This is a genomic window from Spirosoma radiotolerans (assembly GCF_000974425.1).
In the GTDB taxonomy this organism is placed as follows: Bacteria; Bacteroidota; Bacteroidia; order Cytophagales; family Spirosomataceae; genus Spirosoma; species Spirosoma radiotolerans.
Genome location: NZ_CP010429.1, coordinates 1,962,623 through 1,980,568, shown reverse-complemented (window position 1 = coordinate 1,980,568; position 17,946 = coordinate 1,962,623). Strand labels below are relative to the sequence as shown.

Sequence of the window (17,946 nt, the reverse complement as noted above, 5' to 3'; positions counted from 1 at the left end):
AAGTCACCCCGCCTACCGTAACCCGTTTCGTCAACATAACGTATATCGTCTCTCCTATGAAACCCACTTTCCAGCTTCTGGCTAGCCACGCCCGGTTTGGCGCCCAGTGTATGGCTTTTTCCCTGGTACTACTTACCTTGTTGATGACGGGAGGATGTCAGGCCTTCCTCGATCATCGGCTACCGCCCCAGACCACTGCCTTTGCCAGCGGGCTCATTGCTCCATTAGGCCTCGAAACCGATGCTAAGGGACAAGTTTGGGTGACCCAGGCCGGTAGTGGCACAGCTAATGATGGCCAACTATCAATGATAACGCCCCAGGGGGAGGTCTGGCCGGTGGTGACGGGGTTTATCTCTCAGGTTACTCCCGAAGGGGCCGTTTTTGGCCTGAACCATCTGCTGCTGCAGGGTACAACGCTCTATCTGGTACACGGCGTCGAAGGGCGGCTCTATACATTCGATATCAATTCGTTTCAGCCGGGTAACCCGCCTGTGTCGGCCCAATCGCTGGCCTATGAGGCCGTGGGCGAATTTGTTAAAGCGTATTCCTTCGTGGACGACACGAACCAGACGGATCTGTTCAATCTGACGATCGGGCCCCAGGGCGACCTGTTCATTGTGGATGCGGCCGCCAATGCCATTATTCGCCGGAACGCGACGACCCATGCCCTGAGCGTCTTTGCGACTATTCCGCCCCTGATTAATCCTGGCGTCGATACGCTGGAAGCGGTACCCACAGGCATTGTCTTTGATGGGGAGCGTTTCCTGGTCAGCAATTTTACGGGTTATCCGTATCCGGGTGGGCGTGCCGTTATCTATCAGTATGATCTTCAGGGAAATGAATCGACCTATCAACAGGGTTTGACTACCCTAACCGATATTGAGCTGGATGAAAACCGGCAACCGGTTGTACTGGAATATGGGACCTGGAATGGCCAGGGTTTTACGGACAACTCTGGGGCCATCGTACGGTCCACCGGGCAAGGCAACACCCGCCTGCTAGATGGCCTAAATTATCCCAACGCCATCAAACGAAGCAGCGCCAACACCTACTACATTGCCCAGACCTTCGACGGCACCATTCAGAAAGTGACCCTTTGACTGACTCCTTCTTCACCCCTATTACTGCTAAAGCCATAGCCAGTTATGCGGGCCATCGGAAGTTTATTTAAGATTGATTGCTTTGGGAAGGCTAGGCTGTACTGAAGGGATTACCCTCACTATACATTAATTATGTAATTTCAATGCTGGCTTTATGATCGAAAAAGCCGTAACACTCAATTGTGGCTATATTATAAAATAACCATTTACCTATGAAAGCACCCCACTACTCATCACAACGGGTGGTGGGGTGCTCTTTTAATAAAGGGCGTCAGCGGTAAAGACATGAAATAAGAGCCGGCAAAATAACGCCCGAATCAAGGAGCAAATGTGTTAACGCTTTGCCGTCTCACAGGGGAGCCATTCAAAAGACAATGATTTTTAATAACTGTGTAATGCCATTTGTAGCATACGTTCCCAAAGCTTGATAAAGCCGTTTTATCCTAGGCTTTTATGGTAACCTACAGTCAGTCATCCCCGTGGAATGGCTTCATATTAAGTGGGGAGTTGCGCCATGTAGTCAATCAGAAATTATCGACCTGTAACGCGACCAACGAGTGATACGATTGATCCAATTAAAACACTTAAAAAGCCAAGTCCTATAAGGAAATCACTTTTGGCTCCCAAACCCAGGAGGAGTATGACTATTCCACCAATAAATAACAATGAACCTACTCCTGACGTACCCATACCGGTCGGATAGTGCTTCCCCTTTCGGCTATTACCAGTTGATAACGACTGCTCTTGTGGATGTAGCTGGCGTGCTATACTAGCAGGTTGTTGTTTAGCTTCCATCAGGAGCTTTTGTATTTGGAACGTCCGCTTATGAACTAGCACAGATTGTTCTGGTTGGTTGGTGTTATGGGCAGCGGCTAGTTCCGGGTCATTGGCAATTTGGGCGTGATTGGTTGTTGATGCTACTAAACCATACACGTTTTCTGCTGGGGCTTTCGCTGCCTGTTGTTCATGAACAACAGGCAGCGAGGGCTGAAAATAGGTCGGTTGGCGATGGCATGCCGGTAGAAGGGCTAGACTTATTAGCAAAATCAGGCCGGTCGCTACTTGACGGGTCATAGTGACGTACGGAGTTAGAACGAATAGAAAAAGGCTCATCTATAACTACCACTTGTGGATAACCAGTTTATTGCCAGTAGCTTGTTACCGGCTCTTTAGGCGTTTTCACACGAAACTCATAAGGCGAAGCCGGCAGGAGGAATATGTTTTTGCACGAAGCCTGAACTTCATCAGGCGGCATTGGAAATCTAGAATTGCGAACTTTAATCAATAATGACTTCTTAATCTTCGTATCGAAATAAAAATTTAGTCCCAAGGCTGGGTTGGGTAGTAGGCGTATACGCTGACACAACTGCGGAGGTAATACGTTTTTTAGCATCGTATTCATAAATGCATTCGATGGTGGATTCCATATTTGTAGCATAAGGATGGGTAACCTTAGCTAAATTTCGGATTGGTATGAAGTAGGCATTTATATGAGGATAAGTGTAAGCGACCGGTAAAGAAAGAGTAGAATAAGGGTTAAAGGTGTTCTCGTAAAAAAAACTCACCCAAAGTTCCTCCACTCCCCCGTCACTGCTTTGTTTGTAAATCTTAGAGACGGTTTTGTCAGAGTTAAATTCTGCCGTGTAGTAAGTTGGTCCTCCGGGTCGGGGGCTGGCTGGATTTTCAATATGATACTCAAATTTGGTTGGTAATCCAGCTGAGCTATACGAGTAAGAGTATACGCCAGCTACACTCTCGGCGTTTGGATTTATTTTTTCGTTTACTAACCGGTTTTCGGCATCATATTCTGCCGTGTAATCAAGTAAAGTTCTGTCAGGCATCTGTCGTACTATTGATGTGACCTTGCCCTTTGGCGAATAATATAGTAGCTGTGTAAAAATTACGGCTCCGGTCTTGTCATCTTTTCGTACTATACTTTTCACCTGTTGGTTTTCATAGATATAATAATCCGTCCGGTTGTAATACAGATCAGTCTTAGATACTAACCTACCGCCGGGATTTACGGGAGTGGGGTCTTGTACAGATTGTCTGGAGCAGCCTATAACTAGTATAAAAACGAGCAATGGCAAAAAAAAGAGTGAGGCTTGTTGTACCGCTTTCATTGTGTGGTGATCATAAATGGATAAAAGAGAAAAATTTCGTATTTGTCTGGTATTGATCAAGGTTAGATGAAACATCGGCGCTTTAACCGTAATCGAGTTGAATAAAACAACCGGATCTATATCCGAGGTTGATCTGTCCTTACCCCGATCGGTGAGCCAGTTTTGACTGGAGTTTAAGCTGTTTGTCGAGAGTCAACCGGCGTGATGAACGGCAAGGCCTGATGCGGACGTTCCGTGTTGTATTCTACCAACCATGCATCTACTGGTTATCGTACTTGTCTGATACTTGTAAAAATGTGAAGAGCAGGTAAAAAACAGAATTTCTCATCCGGTGAACAGTGAGCTACCGCGTCAAAGCCTCCATTTTTTGAGGCTATTTTCGGAGGCAAAACAACAATAAATAAACTAGGCTTCGGGGCTTTTCACATTTAGAACAGGTGCTTTGAGAAATCGGCCAAGCTTAGTATTGGTGTAAATTATGCTGAGCTTGGCCAGGTGAGTCGTACTTGGCGGCCTACAACGGGCAGTCGTACATGGAATAAAAGCTACGCTGGCTGCTTATTGAAAAGCTTGCTTCAAACATAAACAACCATGCCTGCTGGAACCATAAAAAGAACCCGGACAAAAAGGCGGACAATAGTTAAGTGACTGATAGTCAATAGGCTATTTTTAATTTTCCCCATTGTTGAGAAAGCAAAAAAATTACTTTAAGTTTTTCTTAATGTATCCAGATAAATCTTGCATATTATTTAATGAATTAAAGAGTATACAACACAACCTTGTTTCCCACCCATGTTCCCTCGCTGGTCTATCATTGCCCTGTTATTGTCAATTCCGTATACACTTTGTGCCCAGATTAACCGCGTGCGGTTTCAGCGCATGACGCCTGAAGAGCGGTTTTCGTTTGTTGATGAGTATCTGACCAAACATTGGGAGGGATTTTATGACGCAGTAGGGCTGCCAGACCCCCAATCGGCCCGCCTGCCAGACTATCGGTTCATGGTGTCAGCAACCAAAGACCCCAAACAAAATTGCTTGTTTCGGGTATTCTGGTGCCGTAATCAGCAGCATGACAAAATGTATTATTCCGGCCCATATGGGCAACAGGTTGTTGATACCCTATCCAGCATCAGGGAGTATGCCCATGCGCATCATCTTCAGGCGGAAGAGGGCATCTGCTGGCTGGCCTGGTGCAAGGCACTGTTGGAGCAGCGGGGTTCAATGTCGGTGAAGCAACGCCGGACGTTAGCCTATGCCGGAGCCATTCGGGGCATCACCCTACTGGAGCATCTACCGATAGCCACGATACATCAGTACCACGGTGCCACTTATGATATTATTTATCACCTCTGGTGGATGAGTATGTACCTTTTCCGGGTTGAGGACTACAGATTAGCCTGGCGATTCGCGGCATTGGGTGATAAGCTTGCTCATCCCCAATTGGACACGAAGGATGGGCAACCGAACGGGTACAGGTTTTACAAATGGGAGTTGCTGAATCTGTTAGCCTCATGCCAGCTCCGTTTGGGTAATTGGCAGCAGGCACAGGACGGGTTTCAACAAGCCTATACGTTTTCTCGATCGCAGCCTGACCGGCTCTTGCAGGATGTTAGCTACAGCAATATCGGGGTTGCGTTGCAACAACAGGGTAAAACAGCGGCTGCCCAACCGTATATAAAACGTGCTATGGCACTGGTCCAGACCGCTGACGCTCAACAGGTTAATGCGGGCCACCTTTCAGAAGATTATTTTCAGTTTAGATGGTACGCTAAAACCAGGCCCTTAAACCGGGAGTGGTTCCGACGATTGCTGCCTGATGAACGCTTTGCTGCGATGGATGACTATTTCACCAACCATTGGCGGAGGTTTTATTTCGCCACCCGGAACGCGGCTACTCAGTCATCGTTATTTGCTGATTATCAGTTCATGCGAAGTATGGCAACAGACCCCAGATCGGCCGTGTTTCTTCGGGTTTTCCGGGTCCGGAGTCAGCAGTATCGCTCGGTGGATGAGGAGGTAGGATACGAGCGTGCTTTAGACTCCTTGGTGGCTATCCGGGACTATGCGCATCAACACAATTTATGGGCCGAAGAGGGTGTTTGCTGGCTGGTGTGGTGCAAACTGATTCTCCAATACCCTAACAAGATGGACCATCGAAACCGCCGGATACGGGTTTATGAGGGGGCCGTTAAGGGACTTAACCTCCTGGAAAATCTGCCGGTATCGGTGCTTCGCCAATACAACGGGGCTACATACGATCTCACGCGGCATCTGTGGTGGATGAGCATGTATTTTTATCAGATTAACGAGCTTGAACTACTACGACGCGTGGCCACGCTGGGCAACCGATGCGCGCAGCCTGCTTTGCTTATCAATCCCGAAGAAATCCTTGATATAGGCGACACGCGTGGCCATATATTCTATAAATGGCACTTTATAAATGACTTAGGGACCTATCATTTTCAGATGGGGCAGTTGACGCAGGCCACCACGTTTTATCGGCAAGCCTATACGTTTGTCAAAACCACGAACAGCCCCGTTGAAGCGGGAGTAAGCTATGGTAACATGGGCGCGGTGTTGAGCAAACAGAGAAAGTCGGCTGCTGCCATCCCGTATCTAGAGCAGGCACTTCAGGTTGCTCAGCAAGCCGACAACCGCGTGTTGGCCTTCAAAGCCATCGTGCCATTGGCCCAGAGTTACCTACAACTGAAACAATACGACAACGCTTTTCCGGTCTTGCAGCGGGCCGTTGCGCTTTATAACCCCGCCGATATGCTTGTTCCGGAGGTCGATAGTCTTGCCCTGATTCCGTTGCTGGCTGGTTTGGGCGAGGTGTACCAGCATCGGAACGATCTGAAACGGGCGCTGTATTACACCCAGTTCGCCAATCATCTGGCGGAGAAACAACGTCAAAGCAGGGAAGCCAGCATCTTCCGTGGGAAAGAGGAAAAAATCGAAGCCGAAGCTTATCGGGTAAAACTAAACCAGCTCGATACCGATCGGCAATGGGCGGTCTGGTTGCGAAATGGGTCAATTGGGGGGCTGGGGCTGGTTGCACTTGTTTCTATCCTCTACTTACGCGCTCAACGCAAACGCCGACAGGCGGCTGAACAACAATTGGTACGGATGGCGCAGGAAGCCCGTGTCCGAACCGAGCAGATTACTCAATTTCAGCAGGTGCAGACGTCGGCTTTGAGCGTCGAAACAGACAAAGCCTTACCCCAACCTCAGGTCACTCAGCTACTGGAACTGGCTATTCTGACCGAGGCAGATTGGCAGCAATTTCGAAAACTTTTTGATCAGGTCTACCCCAACTACCTGCTGCGACTCCGTCAAAAATACCCTACTCTAACCCCCGCCGAAACCCGTATTATTTGCCTGAGCCGCTTATCCCTTTCGACCAAAGAAATGGCGAATATGCTGGGCGTATCCGCCGACACTATTATCAAAACCCGCTACCGCATCCGTAAAAAGGCAAACCTGTTGGTAGGCGCCGACGTCGGCGAAACGTTTGCCCAAATTTAGTTGCACTCCAAAGAAACCTTAATCGATGAAGCTCGGATGCGTTGTATTATTATCAATTGCCCATGAAATCGTTCAGGAAAACAAGCCTGCATTTTCAAATAAAAGTGAAAAGCCAGAAATAGCTAATGAACGCTCATTAGTCTCCCTTAGGAGCGAATTGTGAGACAGTGGTTTTATCTAATTAGTCGCATACGGACGGGAAAGTGAATCAATGGACTTATGCCCAAGTCTGAAAGCCAATCAGGCCCCAAACCCCCAGGTAGCCCACAACCAGCATGGCTGAGCTGGTGGCCACACTCATAATAAGCAGGTCAAGGCGTCCTGAAATTTGCCTGTAGCGGCTAAGCAGGCCAATTAGAGCCCCTAAGGCGGCCAGCGGACCCAGTACTGAGGTGACAAAGACCGTGATCGACTGGGGTGAAACCACACCCAGCTGATTTCCCTCCCCGTTTAGGAGCATGAGCATCACTACATAGCTGAGTCCATACACGAACAAACTGATGCGAACCGGCAGGGCACTCAGCCGACGGCCTTTTCGATGCAGCCAGACCCCGCGGCCAAGCCAGCCAAGACCCAGCAGCACGCAAAGGCCAATAAGGAGTAAGCATACATGGCCCAGTACGACGGGCAACCAGGCACCGAACGCCGAGGTTTTGGTAGCCGTGTTCGCCTGGATACCCGCCCCAAAGGCGCGAACTAACACGGCTTGGTGGCCATCATCCTCCACCAGCGTCAGCTCCGGGGTGTAGCCCTGGTTTTCCAGCCGGAGTACCTGATGGGGGCTAATGGGACGCAGACGCACCGGCCTACTCCCCAGCCCATCATAAAACACCAGCTTGCCGGCTTCCTCCGTAATATGCACCAGCTCGGTCAAACCCAGAAACCAGCCCGTTTTAGCGATCCGAAAGTGACTTGGCCGGTAATAGCCCAGCCAGGCTTGTTTTTGAGCCGCTGACAAGGGGTATTCCGCGGGGAGTTGCGGGGGTATGTCTTGCATGACCAGCTTGAGAATAGCGTCTCGAAGCTTGAAGAAGGCTGGACCGTCGGTGTTGATCAGAAAGATAATGCCCCGGTTGAGCGCTGACTGGTACAGATAGTGGGCTCGTTGACCAATCCCCGCTCCATCATGTCCATGCAGCAGATGGCCCTGGTAAGCCGTAACGAAGTTATGGAGGCCATAGCCCTGTTGACTACCCGCCCGGTTGGCTAAGGACGTGGTTGGTGTTTCCATCCGATCCACCAAGGCCGGTGATAGCAGTTGCTGCCCCCGGAAAGAGCCCCGCCCCATCAGCATCTGGACAAAGGGCATCAGTTCCAGGGCCGAGATGTTGAGACCACCCGACGGTCTGGCCAGCAGGGACCAGTAGGGCGCTTCCTGCTGGTCCTGGCCTACGTAACCCGTAGCCAGATCGGTCAGGGCTGCCCCGTCCCGGTGAAACGTGGCTCGCTTGATGCCCAGGGGGGTAAAGATGCGCTGGCGCACGAAGGACTCGAATTCCTGCCCCGTTTTGGTTTCGATGATGCGGGCGGCCACGGGCGGGCCCGCGTTACTGTAGGCCATAAACGTCCCGGGTCGCCACCGGGAGCGCCGGGATTGAGCATCAATGGTGAAGCTTTCCTGGAGGGAAATGGTGGGGTTGGAATAGGCGTAGGCGTTCATCGACCAGTCATCAAAGCCCGCCGTGTGTTCCAGCACGTGAGCGATGCGGACGGGATCCGTGGTTTGCCAGGGATTGTCGATCGGAATGTCGGGAACCAGTTTTTTTACCTCATCAGTGAGGGCCAGTTTTCCCTGCTGAACCAGCATCAGGGTGGCCACGGCGACCAGGCTCTTGGTAATGGAGGCCACCGGGAAGAGCGTCTGGTGGGTAACCGGGGTTTTAGCGTTGACATCTCTCAGCCCGGCATTTCGTTGATAAAGCAGGGAGTCTTTGGTAAAGATCACAACCTGAAGCCCCGGTATATGATGGGCTTTCTGAAGGCTGTCAATCTGAAACGTCAATTTGTCAACCGGAAGCGCCGAGGCCGAGTGTTGGGCAGAAGCGTCTAGCCAGGCCGTCAGCAGCCATACAGGGGCCAGGACCAAAGTGAGCCGTTTTCGCATATGGATAGGATAGGTTATTGTTGTCCACGCCGGGAGGTAAGCCAACCAGGATGTGGCTACAAGTTAATGGACGCTGCAGTAACGCTGCTACTTGCTCAATAAAAAATAATGGGTCAGGCGCTGAATTCGTAGGGCTAAGCTGGCAACGAGGAGTCAAACCAAATGGAGTTTTGCTCACCAGGAACGGTAGGCACACGTTTTCAACGCTACTTGCTCATAGCCATTTGCTTACTCACATTAATAGCCTAGTTTGAGGGTTTTTGTAAGACAGTTGTACAGGCAACATTTTTGTATAGTATATCCAATTACTCAGCGGCCAAAATCCATAGCAGTCCGTAAAACCGGACTGCACAGGGCGCCCTGTGCCGAAGCGGCAACATTTACATTTCGTTAGCCTTCTTTAACAAGTCATTAACAGACGACAGGATTGAAGCTTTTAGCTTTGTGGTGGTGCGTGTCTCCACGCACCGAAATTTTCGAAGCCTAGTGTATAGTGGTTCGTGAAGATACCAACCAGGCGAAGTTTCCATTTACACTCCAAATTCCTCAAGCTGAAAAATATCAAAGTAGATTCGCTGCATCAATTCATATAGGATATGAAAAATAAAAGAAATATCTATGAACGGGAGGTTCCGGAAAAGCTGGCAAAAAATCCGGTGCTGAAATACATTTTAATAGCAGTTCTGCTTATAATGTCTGTAGGTACTTGGGGGTGGCAAGGCAACTCGAAGAGATCAGAAAACGCAACCGCGGTTGGAACTATCAATGAGCCGGATATGGTAACGGTGCAGGGCGGCAGGTTTGCTATGGGGGGCCATGAGAATGCGAATGAAAAGCCAATCCATAATATTACCCTAAGCAGTTTTAAAATAGCTAAGTATGAAACTACGCTAGCGCAATGGCAACAGGTTATGGGCAGCAATCCTTCCGGTCGTACCGATTGTATGAATTGCCCGGTAACAGCGGTAAGCTTGGATGATATACAGACATTTATAAAAAAGTTAAATACCCTATCCGGTAAGACCTATCGCCTGCCCACAGAAGCAGAATGGGAGTATGCTGCAAGGGGCGGGACGAAGAGTAAGAGATTTGACTATGCAGGTAGTAATGATGTCAATGCGGTAGCCTGGACTTTTGCCAACAGCGGATCAAATACACATCCTGTTGGACAAAAAGAGGCCAATGAATTAGGATTATATGATATGTCGGGCAATGTATTTGAATGGTGCAACGATTGGTATGATGAAAACTATTATGCTAAAAGTCCGGAAAATAATCCGAAGGGCCCTGCCACAGGCCCGCATCGTGTTTTTCGCGGTGGTAACCGGGCCAGCGAACCCGCTAAAAGCCGTGTAGCCTATCGCAACCCCTTCCAGTTAGGCTACGGCACACTGGGGTTCCGACTCGCTTCTTCCCTTTAGTATTCCGAATACCTTTGAGCTAACATAAGAAGTCTGCATATCCGAGGCTTCCTGGAAGACAGTAAAGGAAACCTTTGGCATGTCTTGTCTTACATCGATGATATAACAAGCTTTAGAATGTAAGCGATTCAATCGTATTCTTCTAATTAGTCCCATTGCTTACTAATCAACTAACAGATTCTATATGAAAACGATAGCTAGATTGACCCACAGACTTATACTGGTGGGCACACTCGTTGGCCTAGTTATTAGTAACCTTCGTTGCACAACGACCAAGCCTATAGCCTATGCGCAACTTGACCTAGTTACCCCATTTAAAAACTGTCCTGGAAGTGGCAGTACGACTATATACGATAACAATCGTCAACTGTGGATTTATAGTGATTCACTGGACGCCCAAAAAGCGACCTTGCCCGCTTCAACCTTCAAAGTCATCAACTTACTGATTGCCTTAGAAACAAACGTCATTCGGGATGAGAATGAGGTAGTACAATGGGTTGGCAAAGTGGATACAGTACTCTATGGGAATCGCCCTGAAATCTATCATGACATGACCATCAAAGAAGCCTTCGAGTTGTCAGCAGGTTGGGTGTTCATTGAATTAGCCAAGCGGGTCGGCCGGGATCGATACCGCCATTACTTAACCCAGTGTCACTATGGTAATGGGTATTTAAGGGAGGCCGGTACCGACTTTTGGAATATTGGCTCATTTGGCATAAGCCCAATCAACCAGGTTAATTTTTTGAGGAATGTTTATTCGGGTGAGGTGCCCTTTTCAAGGCGTAATCTAGCTATTCTCAAACGAGTGATGGTAACAGAGAAAGGAGGGGACTATACGATACGGTCAAAAACGGGCTGGACGCGCTATGGGGGTAATGATACAGGCTGGTGGGTAGGTTATGTCGAAAAGAAAGGGAACATCTACTTTTTCGCGACCCGCTTGATCAAGAGCTTACAGGTATCGAACCCAAACTTCGGCCCCTGTCGGAAAGAAATAACGCGAACCATCCTCCATGAATTAGATGCCATCTAAAACCATTTCATAAAATGTGACAATATCTGTTCCTTAAGATGCCCGTTTTGCGAGTCGTATGCCAGACTTCTACCGATTGACTTAAGTCTAGCTGCTCTCAATCTCAAATTGTCATATCACGAATCAACGTATCATTTTCAGTGATTCGGCTGATTTTGTGAGAATGATTTTTCTTTCAAACGACGAATTATCGAAGCGCCCCTGTCGCACCGTTTCGACAAAATTAACCCATACTAACCTTCTGAAAGCCGTGATTCCTGTTCAAGAATCACGGCTTTTTATAGTTGTCGGATACAGCTTTAATCAGGCGATTTACGTACACTAATTTACAGCCGCCTAAAAGCAGCAGATTCCGTAATTTGCGGGCAACGTTAGCTGTATTGTCTCTATCATTCTTTGTACTTATGTTCCAAATTCGCCACCTGGCTGCTCACATCGAAGCATTGGCCCCCCTCGCCTATCAGGAATCCTACGATAACGTTGGTTTGCTGGTGGGTGACCCAGCCACGATTATTACGGGTGTTCTGGTCACGCTGGATGTCACCGAAGCCGTTGTCGACGAAGCCATTGCCAAAGGTTGTAACGTCATTGTTGCCCATCACCCGATTGTGTTTAAAGGCCTGAAAAAACTGAACGGCAAAACTTATGTAGAGCGGACAGTTATCAAAGCTATAAAACACGACATCGCGCTTTACGCGGCTCACACTAACCTGGATAACGTAGCAGGGGGCGTCAATTTTAAAATTGCCGAGAAGTTAAGCCTGAAGAATGTCCGGATACTATCGCCCAAAAACCAGGTCCTGACTAAGCTGGTTACGTTTGTTCCGGTAGCCGCGACCCAAACGGTTTTGGATGCACTATATGAAGCGGGAGCCGGACAAATAGGCGATTATAAAAACTGTAGTTTTCGCGTTTCGGGAACCGGCACGTTTCAACCCTCGGCCAATGCTCAGCCCACCATTGGTGCCGTAGGCGAGTACCACGAAGAAGTCGAGAACCGCCTTGAGGTTATTCTGCCAACGCACCAGCAAGGGCAATTACTGACGGCCTTACGCCAGGCGCACCCCTATGAAGAAGTAGCTTATTACCTCACAGGCCTCGACAACCAGCACCAGGAAGTAGGTTCGGGAGCGGTAGGTGAGCTGCCCGAGCCGCTAGCGGGACAAGCGTGGCTTTCTTACTTGAAAGAACATATGCGTCTGAATCTGATTCGATACACGTCCCTCCCCGACCGGCCCATCAGCCGCATCGCCGTCTGTGGCGGGGTGGGTAGTTTCCTCTTACCCGACGCCATACGGGCTGGAGCCGACGTATTTGTGACGGCCGATTATAAATACCACGAGTTTTTTGATGCCGAAAACCGCATCAGCATATGCGATATTGGCCATTACGAAAGTGAAGTCTTTACTAAAGACTTAATTCGAGGGCATTTAGCAAAAAAATTCACTACTTTTGCGGTAATTTTATCGGAAACGGACACGAATCCGGTTCGATACTTCATATAGCACTAACTACATTCCGAATGGAACTGACGATTGCGCAAAAATTAGACGCTCTTCTGAAACTGCAATCCCTTGATTCTCAATTAGACGAACTCATCAAAATTCGTGGTGGCCTGCCCGAAGAAGTCCGTGATCTTGAAGACGATATCGCTGGCTTTGAAACCCGGATTGGCAAGTTTCAGAGTGAAATCAAGACCCTGGAAGAAGAAATTGAACGCAATCGCGTGGCAAAAAAAGACGCTGAAAAGCTGATCACCAAGTACAAAGATCAGCAGATGAACGTCCGGAACAACCGCGAATTCGACGCCATTTCTAAAGAAATCGAGCTGCAATCGCTTGAGATCGAATTGGTTGAAAAACGCGCCAACGAAGCTCAATTTCGGGTTCGGGGCAAAGAAGAAGAAATTAAAACAACCCAGGCGGCCCTCAACGAACGGAAGGAAGATCTGAAAGCCAAAAGGCAGGAGCTCGACCAGATTACGTCGGAAAGCCAGGAAGAAGAAAAGGAAATCATCAGACAACGAGACGAGCAGGCTACGACCATCGAAGCCCGTCTGTTAAATTCCTACAAAAAAATTCGTGGTAACGCCCTGAACGGCTTAGCCGTGGTTATGGTGAAACGCGGTGCTTGTGGCGGTTGCTTCAACGTAGTGCCTCCCCAACGCCAGGCGGATATTAAAGACAAAAAGAAAATCATCGTCTGCGAACATTGCGGCCGGATTTTCGCTGATGTCGAAGGTGTTCCCGAGCCAGCGCCAACGGGCCGTGGTCGATAGAGAACCAAACGCACTGAGCCAACCCTCAGTGTAGGCTTATGAAACATTTTTTTGCAACTGCACCGGGTCTTTACCCGGTGTTTTTGTTTTTGTTCTTACCGCTACTGGCGGGCGCTCAGGGATTTGCCTGGACACCCGGCTTGCAGCGTGCGTATGCTGATCTACAAAAACTCGATGCTCAGTCTGCCTGGACACTAGTCGCTCAGGAATCACCGGATAACGGCGTTCGTATTTTCCTTGACGATTATGCGGACATGCTCCGGCTGGTCACATCCGACGATGAGCAGTTGTTTTCGGCCATCAGCGATCGGGAAGACGACCGGCTCGACGCGCTGAAGAAACTAGACGGCAGTTCGCCCTGGCAGCGGGTATTACTGGCGGAGGTTCGGCTCCACTGGGCATTCGTCAAGTTAAAGTTCGGCAAAGAAGTCAGTGCCAGTTGGGATGTGATTCGGGCCTATAAGCTTCTGGCCGACAATCAGAAGCGCTTTCCGACGTTCCTGCCTACTTATAAATCGCTCGGAACGCTGCATGTCATGATTGGCTCCGTGCCAGACAATTATGCCTGGGTGGCCAGCCTGTTGGGGCTTCATGGTAACGTTCAGCAGGGGCAGCAGGAATTAATACGGGCTCAGCAAGACGCAATCTTTGGCCTCGAGGCCCGCTTGATTGATCTGATGGTGCGCGCTTATGTGCTGAAATTCAGCACAGCCGACGGCCAAACGTTGAAGCAGTTGGTCAACGATCATCCCGACAACCTGTTGCTTCACTTTTTTGGGGCTACCATCGAGCAGAAGAATGGCCACAGTGAACAGGCACTGGCGTATCTGTCAACCCGCCCAATCGGTAAAAATTACTTAACACTACCGGTCATCGAAAATATTCTGGGTGATATTTTTCTTCAAAAAGGGCAGTATTCAACTGCAACGGCGCATTTTCAGCAGTTTCTGGCAACCTACAAAGGGCATAATTTCCTAAAAGACTCGTACTACAAACTCTTCCTTTGCCAATGGCTAGCCAACAAAGCAGACGCAAACAGCCTTGTTTATCTAAAGAAAGTGACGACCGTTGGCCACACAACGGTTGAGTCGGACAAAGCCGCGCAGAAGTTCGCCGAATCGTATTTGCAGAAAGGAGCTTCCTTAAATCAGAAAGTACTGATGCGTGCCCGGCTGGCCTCAGATGGAGGCTTTACGGACAGTGCCCTGGCCTATTTACGCCCCTATACGGAAGCTACTTTTGACTTGACGGTTGACAAAGCAGAGTACACCTATCGTATGGGCCGCATTTTTCAACGCCGGAATGACAACGATGCGGCTATTCCCTATTTAAGCCGGGCGCTTACCCTGAGCGAACCGGATCAACTGTCGTTCGGGGCAACAGCGGCCCTGCAACTGGGTTATATCTACCAACAAAAGAACGACCGCCCCCGCGCACGGGTATTCTTTAAGAAAGCCCTTAGTTTCAAACGCCATGAGTATAAAAACAGTATAGATAACAAAGCGAGGGCGGCCCTGAGTCAATTGTGATACGGTTAACCCTTCTCCACACGAACAAGCCATTGATCATGGTCAAGGGTGATACGGCTATTTCCGGGCAAGGGGTTTTACCGAAACCTCCTTAAAATACACGATGTCGTCCTTGCCATGATTCTGTAAGCCAATATAGCCGGCATTCGGGCGCAGACCGCGGTAAGGCTCAAAGTCAAACTTACGGGTAGGAACTGGATCTCCTTCCCGGTAGTCGGTCACTTTTACACCATTTACGAAAACCATAGTCCGTGGCCCATCCAGCGTAATATCCATCGTGTTCCATTGAGGACCACGCTTGCCGGGTTTGGCCAGTGGTTTAGTCAACGAATACAGCGTTCCCGTGATGTGATACTCATCCTCATTGGAGGTCTCGGGTCGATTGTCGATTTGCACTTCGTAACCGTAATGCACTGGCATCCATTCTTCGCGAGGCTCAACCGGTATGCGTATGTATACGCCCGAATTGCTGTTCTCCTTCTGCATCCGATAAACCACGCGAAGCGTACAATTACTGAACATCTCTTTCGACCAGTATAATAGCCCCATGCCGCCATTACCGCGAATCATGCCATTTTCGATCGACATGTTCCCTTTGCCTACGTGCTTCCACCCGGCCAGATTTGATCCATTAAATAGCGGTCGCCAACCGGCATTGAGGCTGGAAACCTGCTGTAAAGCTACAGGCATGTCGCCCGGTTTAACCAGGTTTGATTCCAGGTTAAAGCCAAGGGCGACAAATAAGCTAAAGCTGATCAGCAGTTTTTTGGCAATCATAGGATAAACTAGTCTAAAGCAGTGGTTTAAAATAACGCATTGGAGCGACTTTCTATAAAAAGAGCTAGTTAGTGAAAACACTACTAGTCTAAAAAGAGCGAAACCTTTTTTACCCTAAACTAGTTGATATAACAACGTAGTTTACTCAACCAACATGACGGTCGTTAAAGAAAAAGAACTTCAGGCCAGATTTACTGAGCGGATGGGAACACAGGCAATTTTTATGGTCAGCCATGTAAGCCATTTACTGGCCCGCAAAGCGAATCGTGAACTGGCTCGTTTAGGCTTTACTTTACAGATTGAGCAGTTCCCGGTTTTATTTATTGCCTATTTCTCGGGAGATGATTTACTGTCCCAACAGGATATCGCTAATTTTTTGCAAAAAGATAAGTCGGGCATACAACGTTCGATACGCACATTAGAGCGGGATGGCTACTTACGAATAGTCCCTGACAGCGATGACCGCCGGAAAAATCTGGTCCGCTTGACGCCCGCTGGAAAAATGATTATTGAACAAGCCCTTAAGACGACGGAGACCATTGATCAGGAAGTAATGAGCCAATTGACCACTGATGAACGCGAGACGTTTTCAAGGATAACCCGGAAGATTGCCAGTTTACTCGAAAAGTAATTTTTTTAATTTATTAGTTGATATATCTACTGTAGACAGATCAACGATTGGATTTATGAAACGATTAATTGCACTTGGTTTAGTTTTCACGCTGACATCGACCGGTTTGGGATGGGCACAGGCTCAACCCCAGGTGCCCGCCCCAGCAAACTTTCGGCTAAAAGACTGTATCGACTATGGTCTTAAGAATTTTGGTAGCATCCGCATTGCTCAATACCAGATCGAAACCGCCAATCAACAGGCTCGACAGGCCCTGGGTCAATATTTACCGCAGGTGAGCGCGACGGGGACATCGATCAATAACATTAAACTTCAGCAGAGTGTTGTCCCGGCCGGGGTATTTGGTCCCGAACCGCGCGTGTTCATTATCGGCCAAAAATTCCAGACGAACCTAACCGCTCAGGCTACGCAGACAATCTTCGACCGGTCTCTATTGATTGGCATCAAAGCGAACAAACCGAACCAGCAACTAGCCGCCCTGAATACGCGCCAAACGCAGGAGGACGTTATTTATAACATTGCCACCAACTATTACCAGGTCTTTGTTTCCCAGCAGCAGATCAGTTTACTGCGCGACAACCTCGAACGGACTCAACAGGTTTTGAACATCCTGAAACTACAACGCGACAATGGGGTTATTCAGCCCGTCGATTACACACGTACGGAAGTCAGTTATAACAGTACCCAGTCGCAGTTAACCCTGGCCGAGAATGACCTGAATCTGGCGCTGAACCGGTTGAAATACCAAATGGGTATGCCGCAGGAACAGACGCTGGTCCTGTCGGACTCGACGCTACTGACGCAATTACCCTCACTGGAACAGGGTGAATTTTCGGCCGCTAACCTGGTGTCTTTTCAGCAGGCAGAAACGAATATTCAATTACAGGATCTGCAATTACAGCGGATTCGGGCGGGGTATCTGCCTACGCTAAGTCTGACTGCCAACTACGGTACCGTCAACCTGGGCGCGCAAACGATCGACAAACTCTTCACCAACTTTGTAGGTTTTGGCAGCTTCGGTATCCGGCTGAATGTGCCCATTTTCGATGGATTTCAGCGGGACGCTCAGATAAAACAACAACGATTGACGCTGCTCACCCAGCAGGAACAGCAGAAATTGAACGTGTCGGCCTACCGGCTTCAGTTCAACAATGCCCAGTCGCAGATTCAGCGGGCACAGACCAGCGTCCAGAACGATGATCGAAACGTGAAGCTGGCGCAGGAGGTCTACAACATCACCACCTTACAGTACAAGCAGGGAACCAAGCTGTTATCAGATGTAATCAACGCGGACAACTCGTATCGGGAAGCCCGAACAAATTATATCAACTCTCTCATTAACCTGTATCAGGCTCGGCTGGATCTCGAACAATCGCAGGGCAAACTGCTTACTTTTTATAACCAACTCTGATCAATACAACCGAC

At 48.9% G+C, this 17,946-nt stretch carries 14 protein-coding genes; 9 read left to right on the top strand and 5 right to left on the bottom strand.

Annotated features, from left to right (window positions below; all coding sequences use genetic code 11):
• The first annotated feature begins 56 nt into the window (after positions 1 to 56).
• On the top strand, positions 57 to 1,100 hold the full coding sequence (locus tag SD10_RS07855; RefSeq protein ID WP_052731114.1) for a ScyD/ScyE family protein: 1,044 nt from the start codon (positions 57 to 59) through the stop codon (positions 1,098 to 1,100).
• A gap of 531 nt (positions 1,101 to 1,631) precedes the next feature.
• Here the strand turns inward: SD10_RS07855 and SD10_RS07850 are convergent.
• The 3 genes from SD10_RS07850 to SD10_RS30450 all read right to left on the bottom strand — a co-directional run bounded on the left by SD10_RS07850 (position 1,632) and on the right by SD10_RS30450 (position 3,474).
• Positions 1,632 to 2,174 carry an SdpI family protein gene (locus SD10_RS07850; protein ID WP_148562395.1) on the bottom strand — a complete coding sequence of 181 codons (543 nt, stop codon included), beginning with the start codon at positions 2,172 to 2,174 and terminating at the stop codon, positions 1,632 to 1,634.
• A 221-nt stretch (positions 2,175 to 2,395) separates the two neighbouring features.
• Positions 2,396 to 3,223 carry a hypothetical protein gene (locus SD10_RS07845; RefSeq protein WP_046376432.1) on the bottom strand — a complete coding sequence of 276 codons (828 nt, stop codon included), beginning with the start codon at positions 3,221 to 3,223 and terminating at the stop codon, positions 2,396 to 2,398.
• A 173-nt stretch (positions 3,224 to 3,396) separates the two neighbouring features.
• The gene (locus SD10_RS30450; protein ID WP_148562541.1) at positions 3,397 to 3,474 is read right to left on the bottom strand and encodes a transposase; all 78 of its coding nucleotides are present in this window, start codon (positions 3,472 to 3,474) and stop codon (positions 3,397 to 3,399) included.
• 541 nt (positions 3,475 to 4,015) lie between these two features.
• Between SD10_RS30450 and SD10_RS07840 the strand changes: the two genes are divergently transcribed.
• A complete protein-coding gene (locus tag SD10_RS07840) occupies positions 4,016 to 6,748 on the top strand; it encodes a tetratricopeptide repeat protein (protein ID WP_046376431.1) in 2,733 nt (910 codons plus the stop codon).
• A gap of 217 nt (positions 6,749 to 6,965) precedes the next feature.
• On the opposite strand, the gene SD10_RS07835 is transcribed toward SD10_RS07840, so the two are convergent.
• Positions 6,966 to 8,852, bottom strand: a complete 1,887-nt coding sequence (locus tag SD10_RS07835; RefSeq protein WP_046376430.1) for a serine hydrolase domain-containing protein — start codon at positions 8,850 to 8,852, stop codon at positions 6,966 to 6,968.
• Between the two features lie 596 nt (positions 8,853 to 9,448).
• Here SD10_RS07835 and SD10_RS07830 point away from each other — a divergent pair.
• The 5 genes from SD10_RS07830 (at position 9,449) to SD10_RS07810 (ending at position 15,113) form a co-directional block, all read left to right on the top strand.
• A complete protein-coding gene (locus SD10_RS07830) occupies positions 9,449 to 10,273 on the top strand; it encodes a formylglycine-generating enzyme family protein (protein WP_052731113.1) in 825 nt (274 codons plus the stop codon).
• Between the two features lie 184 nt (positions 10,274 to 10,457).
• Positions 10,458 to 11,306, top strand: coding sequence for a penicillin-binding transpeptidase domain-containing protein (locus tag SD10_RS07825; RefSeq protein WP_082111549.1), 849 nt, complete (start codon positions 10,458 to 10,460; stop codon positions 11,304 to 11,306).
• Between the two features lie 404 nt (positions 11,307 to 11,710).
• Positions 11,711 to 12,811 (top strand): Nif3-like dinuclear metal center hexameric protein, encoded by a 1,101-nt coding sequence (locus tag SD10_RS07820; RefSeq protein ID WP_046376429.1) that lies wholly within the window; start codon positions 11,711 to 11,713, stop codon positions 12,809 to 12,811.
• A 17-nt stretch (positions 12,812 to 12,828) separates the two neighbouring features.
• Positions 12,829 to 13,584, top strand: coding sequence for a zinc ribbon domain-containing protein (locus SD10_RS07815; RefSeq protein ID WP_046376428.1), 756 nt, complete (start codon positions 12,829 to 12,831; stop codon positions 13,582 to 13,584).
• Positions 13,585 to 13,622: 38 nt separating this feature from the next.
• Positions 13,623 to 15,113, top strand: coding sequence for a tetratricopeptide repeat protein (locus SD10_RS07810; protein ID WP_046376427.1), 1,491 nt, complete (start codon positions 13,623 to 13,625; stop codon positions 15,111 to 15,113).
• A 57-nt stretch (positions 15,114 to 15,170) separates the two neighbouring features.
• Here SD10_RS07810 and SD10_RS07805 read toward each other — a convergent pair whose 3' ends face one another.
• A complete protein-coding gene (locus tag SD10_RS07805; protein WP_082111548.1) occupies positions 15,171 to 15,890 on the bottom strand; it encodes a 3-keto-disaccharide hydrolase in 720 nt (239 codons plus the stop codon).
• A gap of 154 nt (positions 15,891 to 16,044) precedes the next feature.
• Here SD10_RS07805 and SD10_RS07800 point away from each other — a divergent pair, with 154 nt between their 5' ends.
• The gene (locus SD10_RS07800; RefSeq protein WP_052731112.1) at positions 16,045 to 16,521 is read left to right on the top strand and encodes a MarR family winged helix-turn-helix transcriptional regulator; all 477 of its coding nucleotides are present in this window, start codon (positions 16,045 to 16,047) and stop codon (positions 16,519 to 16,521) included.
• 55 nt (positions 16,522 to 16,576) lie between these two features.
• Positions 16,577 to 17,932, top strand: a complete 1,356-nt coding sequence (locus SD10_RS07795; RefSeq protein WP_046376426.1) for a TolC family protein — start codon at positions 16,577 to 16,579, stop codon at positions 17,930 to 17,932.
• The last annotated feature ends 14 nt before the right edge of the window (positions 17,933 to 17,946 follow it).